The 5521-nt window shown below is 47.1% G+C and carries 7 protein-coding genes; 5 read left to right on the plus strand and 2 right to left on the minus strand.

Features of this window, described 5'->3' with window-relative positions; all coding sequences use genetic code 11:
- From leuC to HA494_01015, 3 genes are all read left to right on the plus strand, one after another.
- Positions 1–1263 (plus strand): 3-isopropylmalate dehydratase large subunit (gene leuC, locus HA494_01005; GenBank protein NHV96360.1); only part of this gene is annotated, 1263 nt, incomplete at its 5' end.
- A gap of 11 nt (positions 1264–1274) precedes the next feature.
- Positions 1275–1916 (plus strand): 3-isopropylmalate dehydratase small subunit, encoded by a 642-nt coding sequence (gene leuD / locus HA494_01010; GenBank protein ID NHV96361.1) that lies wholly within the window; start codon positions 1275–1277, stop codon positions 1914–1916.
- Entirely contained in the window at positions 1913–2908 is a 996-nt protein-coding gene (locus HA494_01015) for a flippase-like domain-containing protein (GenBank protein ID NHV96362.1), read from the plus strand. The genes leuD and HA494_01015 overlap by 4 nt, the downstream gene beginning before the upstream one ends.
- 95 nt (positions 2909–3003) lie before the next feature.
- Here HA494_01015 and HA494_01020 read toward each other — a convergent pair whose 3' ends face one another.
- Positions 3004–3564 carry a DUF2102 domain-containing protein gene (locus HA494_01020; protein NHV96363.1) on the minus strand — a complete coding sequence of 187 codons (561 nt, stop codon included), beginning with the start codon at positions 3562–3564 and terminating at the stop codon, positions 3004–3006.
- 147 nt (positions 3565–3711) lie between these two features.
- On the opposite strand from HA494_01020, the gene HA494_01025 reads away from it, so the two are divergent.
- On the plus strand, positions 3712–4428 hold the full coding sequence (locus tag HA494_01025; protein ID NHV96364.1) for a DUF364 domain-containing protein: 717 nt from the start codon (positions 3712–3714) through the stop codon (positions 4426–4428).
- On the opposite strand, the gene HA494_01030 is transcribed toward HA494_01025, so the two are convergent.
- Complete coding sequence (locus HA494_01030) at positions 4421–5179, minus strand: hypothetical protein (GenBank protein NHV96365.1); 759 nt, start codon at positions 5177–5179, stop codon at positions 4421–4423. The two genes, HA494_01025 and HA494_01030, sit on opposite strands and share 8 nt — an antisense overlap.
- A gap of 10 nt (positions 5180–5189) precedes the next feature.
- On the opposite strand from HA494_01030, the gene HA494_01035 reads away from it, so the two are divergent.
- On the plus strand, positions 5190–5521 hold a 332-nt coding region (locus tag HA494_01035; GenBank protein ID NHV96366.1), incomplete at its 3' end, for a hypothetical protein.

Below are 5521 nucleotides of genomic sequence, written 5' to 3' on the forward strand. Positions count from 1 at the left end.
CGTAGAGTGAGGAGACCAGATCTTACCTTCGCAACAATGGATCACAACGTGCCTACAACAAGCCGCCTACTACCAGTCTCAGATCAGCTAGCAGCGCTACAAATGGCCGCCTTAGAAAGGAACTGCGCAGAGTTTGGGATTACGCTCTTCGACCTCTCCAGCCCATATAACGGAATCGTGCACGTCATAGGACCAGAGCTCGGATTAACCCTACCCGGTTTGACGATCGTATGCGGAGACAGCCACACATCCACACACGGAGCATTCGGCTCTATAGCGTTCGGAGTAGGCACAAGTGAAGTCGAGCACGTATTAGCGACACAGTGCATCTGGGTTGAGAAACCCAAGATTATGGAAGTAGTTATCGAAGGCACTCTACAGAGAGGTGTAACAGCAAAAGATCTAGCACTCTACATAATCAAGAAGATAGGTACAAGCGGCGGCACAGGGTATGCTATTGAATACAGAGGCGGGACTGTAGAGGGGTTGAATATGGATGAAAGGATGACCCTCTGCAACCTCAGCATAGAAGCTGGAGCTAGATGCGGGCTAATAGCACCAGACGAAAAGACCATCAACTACCTAAAGGGGAGGAAGTATGCACCCAAGAACAGCGCATTCGAAGAAGCAGCAGAATACTGGAGAACCCTGAAAACAGACCAAGGAGCCGTATTCGATAAGAGCGTAAAGATAGACGCCTCACCTATAGCGCCTCAAGTCACTTGGGGCACTACACCAGCGATGGTCACCGACGTCACTGGAGTCGTCCCTCATCCAGATGAGTTCGAAGACCCGATAGAGAGGAAAGCAGTTGAGAGGGCGCTCCAATACATGGGGCTTGAACCTGGCACACCTATAACTGAGATCAAGATTGACCGAGTATTTATAGGCTCCTGCACAAACGCTAGGCTTAGCGACTTGGAAGCAGCCGCAAAGATCGTCAAAGGTAGAAAGGTCGCACCTGGTGTTAGAGCTATGGTTGTACCTGGCTCGCAGACGGTGAAGCGCGAAGCTGAGGAAAGAGGGCTGGCTAAGATCTTTAAGGAAGCTGGATTTGAGTGGCGTGAATCGGGTTGCAGCATGTGCCTAGGCATGAATCAAGACATCTTAGCACCTGGAGAAAGATGCGCAAGCACCTCAAACAGAAACTTCGAAGGAAGACAGGGGGCAGGCGGCAGAACTCACCTAGTAAGCCCGATTATGGCTGCGGCTGCTGCGATAGCTGGTAGGTTCGTTGATGTAAGAGAGTGGAGTTTCGAGTAGGGTGAGTTCAGATGCATCCTTTTAAGACCTTCACTGGTTTGGTTGTGCCGCTGGATAGAGATAATGTTGATACAGATCAGATCGTACCTAAGCAGTTCCTTAAGTTGATAGAGCGCAAAGGGTTCGGCAATTACCTCTTCTTTAACTGGAGGTTCGATGAGCGAGGCGAACCAAGACAAGACTTCATCCTGAACCAACCGAAGTATAAGAAAGCGTCTATACTCGTCAGCAGAGCGAACTTCGGCTGCGGCAGCTCGAGGGAGCATGCGGTCTGGGCTCTACTAGATTATGGCATAAAAGCGGTGATAGCGGAGAGCTTCGCCGACATCTTCTATAACAACGCATACAAGAATGGTCTCCTACTTATAACCTTAAAGCCCCACGAGGTTGACGAAATCATAAAAAAAGCGACCGAAAGCACCCTATACCTAACGATTAACCTAGAGGAGCAGAAAGTTTGGGAGCAGAACGGTGTAGAGTATCGATTCGAAATTCAAAAGTTCATAAAAGAGCGGCTTCTAGAAGGATTAGACGACATAGCAATCACCCTGAAACACGAATCCAAGATCATAGAGTACGAGACCAGAATGAAAGCTATGCGACCTTGGGCGATACCTACTAAGCCGGCCAAAAAGGCTGCTCAAAGCGGTTGAAGATCAAGAGGGCAGTAGCGGCTGGACTTGGTTTAAGCATAGGTTTCGTAGTAGCCTACTCACTACTCTTTGGTGTAAGATTTGAGGATTTAGCCTCTATAGGCTTCACAACGCTAATCGCAGCCTGCATCCTAGTATTTCTACGCCTCATCGTCCAAGGAATACGCTTTCACTTGCTGACCAGTGTCTTAAATATTAGAGCGGGGTTTGCAAGTAGTTTATTAGCCAGGGTTTCATCCGAATTTGTGAGCTTATCCACCCCAACGTTCATTGGAGGCGAGGCTGTTAGGCTCGCTTGGCTTAAAGCGCGTGGCGCTGATCTCGGTAAGGCTACTTGGATAGTCTTCTTAGAGATCTATCTAGATGTGGTTTCTACAGCCCTAGTTGTCTACGCTTCAGCATCCTACTTGCTTCTACGCCGTGAATATCTGCTAACATCCTTGGCTGTGCTAACCTCTACCGTAACAACCGCTTTCTTCACATCCATATACATGCTTTCAAAGAAGAAGATCATCCATATACCGGACTGGTTGCAAAATGTTATCAGATTTTTCCTTGGCGAGTCTAGGGGAAGCAGAGTAATCACCTCTCTAAACCAGAATCTACTCTCATACCACAACTCAGCAATCAACATGAATTCCATCTTCAGTTGTAAGCGGAGTTTTGGGATTCTGCTATGCACGGCTCTTATGATCCTTTTAAGCGGCGCTATAACCCAACTTATTGTAGGCGGCTCACCTAGTTTAAGAGGGCTTCTACTGTCCATCAGCGGCTTCTACATTTCCCTCGTAATAGGGACTCTACCTATCACTATAGGCGGCTCTGGTGTATCGGAGCTTGTACTAAACCACTTCACAATAAACATTATTGGCTCAAACAGCTGGGCTAGGGTAATCGCTTGGCGAATCGTAACCTATCACATACCGCTAACAATATCAGGCCTCTCTTTAGCTGTCTTAAGCTATAGGGGACTCGCCCAAAAAGAAGATTAAACCTTCAACATAACTCCACTAGAGCAGAAGTTACATACTTTTACTCTAACCCATATTAAGCACTTCTTTCCCACCGTGCCACTATCTGAGGTGTGCTATGAGGGGGAGTGAACGGTTTCAGTAAAATACCACTTTTCCAGATTATGCTCAAGATATCCGTAGGGGCAGCTTATGTGGGAGTACCATAGACAGTAGTTTTTGCCGTCTGGGCATCTTACTATTACATCATTGTTGTCAAAATATAGTAGAATAGCTTCAACCCCTCTTCCAAGGAACAGAGGGCATCTCATAGCCCTTACTCTAACGATGGCCTTTTTATTAGGTATGATAGAAGATACTTCCTCTTGAGGGGTTTTGTTTTGCTGTGGCCGTAGTGCTTCAGATATAAGCGGAAGTAGCTCGTATTCGGCGGCTGTTTGAAGGAAGCCTGAAAACACACCACGCCGCCTTATATAAGGAGCTGACTCTTTGATAAAAACTTCTGCTGGATGTTTTGATCTAAGCAACTCAACAGCTTTCTCTATGTTCTGCCTCTCGCCTTGTATAACTAATCCGTACCAAGTCTCCTTTACCTTAACGTCTATTTTTGCTTCCTGTATTTCCTTAAAGAGTCTGCTAGCTATCTTTGCATATCTAAACCATACGAAGACTTTCACAGATGTTCTTTCGCACTCCCCCAAAAGCTCTCTATTTAATAATAGTGGTGCTTCTTGCCTAAAATGTTTTAAGAAAATTCATCTCATCTCTGTGGCTGTAGTCGCTCCAAGTAACGTTTAACTGGCAAATGGGGAAAACCCCTCTAGATGATAGTTGAAGAAGCCTTTGATATTCTTTTAAGCCGCTTTAGAAACGATCTTAAGGTTGAGAGCTGGCGTATCCTTGAGCGGTACGTTGTGCTTAAACTCTCATCTGGCGCGTGTGGCGTCGCATACTATCCACACGACATTACACCTACTGTGCCTAAGCTAAGAGTAAGAGACCCTATCGCGGCGGCGAGGCTTGCTTTGAGCAGAGTTGCAGCGAGGAGAGCGATCGGCGTGGCTGCGTTGAATGCTCTGACCTGGGCGCTTAAACCTATCCCAGAGTTCAAGATAGGTGACCCTCTGGACACACTTGATGTTTATGGTAAGCGTGTCGCTATGGTCGGGTACTTTAAACCGCTCTTACGGCGCTTCGAGCACGCTGAGAACCTAAAGATTATTGAGAGGAAGAGGATGAAAGGCCTTTATCCGCCTGAGAGAGCTGAGGAGGTGTTAGCTGAAGCTGACATAGTCTTGATCACAGGCTCCTGCCTAGTATACGGCGGATTGGAACGCTACCTAATGCTATCTAGGAACGCTAGTAAGGTTATCGTACTTGGGCCGACTTCAAGCATGACCCCTGAACCCTTCTTCAAAAGAGGAGCTGATATAGTCGCTGGGGTCAAGATCGAGAGATGTGGGCATCTCTTTAAGAGCAGAGGCAGAGCTGCGGACGTTTTGAAGGCAGGTGTCAAGGTGTATTTTGAAAGGATTAGATGACGTGTCCCAGAGACTCGCCATAACCGACTATTTCCCCATCTAAGCTTAAGATGATGGCATCATAGACAGCTTTAACCGCTCTCTTTAAGATTGGCGAAATTATCTTACCCGATCTGCTAGCGAACCCTTCGAATGAGAGTTCCTGGTTGAACGGGGGTAATACACAGATTTCAATAACCCCTTTCTGTTTGGTCAAAAGCGCTTCTCTGTTAACCTTCAATAGTAGCCAAACGTGCTTCCCTACCATAACGCTGCCTTCTTTGAGGTACGTTGGGTGGATATGCCCCATCACCACCTTCGTCACATTATTCGGCAAGTCTGGTAGTAAGGTGTGTCCGTGAAGAAAGCATAAATCCTCAACCACCATGTATGGCTCTGGGTGTAGTGTCACCCCCCTTGGTAAAAGGTTTGAGAGTGAACCGTCGTGGTTCCCAGCTATAACGGTCGTTTTAGCTAACCTTGAAAGCTGCTCTAAGAAGGGCGGGATCTCTTTGCGTTCCAATGCGCTAGCCCTACCTATCGTGAACTTCACATCACCTAAGATAATGATCTCATCAACAGTCTGCTTTTCGCAGATCTCAGAAATTTCGTTCAGCATATTTTGCGTTGATGTGCGAAGTTTGACGCCGCCTGCTTTGAACTTCTCCTCGAACCCTATGTGTAGATCAGCCACCGCAAGGTAGTGTTTGCTGCTGTTCTCGATGAGTAGGGCTGGGTGTGGATGGAGGAGTGTGAGTCTAGTCTTCGCCAACATTAAAAGCATGTGGTTGGGTAATATTAAAGGCTCGTTGGCTAAGAGAATTGGATCTGATGAGGTGGTTAAGGCGGGCAGAGTTAAGAGGCACATATTTGAACCCAGCGGCAGAGAGATTTGGACGGTTGTCGGCAGCAGGGTCGACCACTATGTTGATTTAGAACAACCCTATTGTAGCTGTAAAGACTTCTACTACCATCTGATAAGAGGGTTAGAGCAGACATGCTACCACATCGAAGCAGCAAGAACCGCAAAGCAAACAAACACATACAGCGAAATAACCTTCTCCGACGAAGAATACCAAGACCTGCTCAAAGCGATACTAAGCGATCTCACAGC

This window comes from Nitrososphaerota archaeon, from assembly GCA_011605775.1.
Taxonomy (GTDB): Archaea; Thermoproteota; Nitrososphaeria; order Nitrososphaerales; family JAAOZN01; genus JAAOZN01.